This window comes from Pantoea dispersa (assembly GCF_035783935.1).
GTDB lineage: Bacteria > Pseudomonadota > Gammaproteobacteria > Enterobacterales > Enterobacteriaceae > Pantoea > Pantoea dispersa_C.
The window spans coordinates 1-254 of the sequence record NZ_JALKOV010000055.1 but is presented as its reverse complement, the minus strand read 5'-3'; the positions used below and the strand labels follow the sequence as shown (position 1 = coordinate 254).

At 57.5% G+C, this 254-nt stretch carries 1 rRNA gene; it reads left to right on the top strand.

Features of this window, described 5'->3' with window-relative positions:
* Positions 1 to 254: ribosomal RNA gene (locus MXF20_RS23310) — 23S ribosomal RNA — on the top strand; the annotation flags it as partial.

The following is a 254-nucleotide window of genomic DNA, read 5'->3' as shown; positions in this document are numbered from 1 at the left end:
ACCGAGATTCCCCCAGTAGCGGCGAGCGAACGGGGAGCAGCCCAGGACCTGAATCAGCTTGTGCATCAGTGGAAGCGTCTGGAAAGTCGCGCGATACCGGGTGACAGCCCCGTACACGAAGATGCACGAGTTGTGAGTCCGACGAGTAGGGCGGGACACGTGGTATCCTGTCTGAATATGGGGGGACCATCCTCCAAGGCTAAATACTCCTGACTGACCGATAGTGAACCAGTACCGTGAGGGAAAGGCGAAAA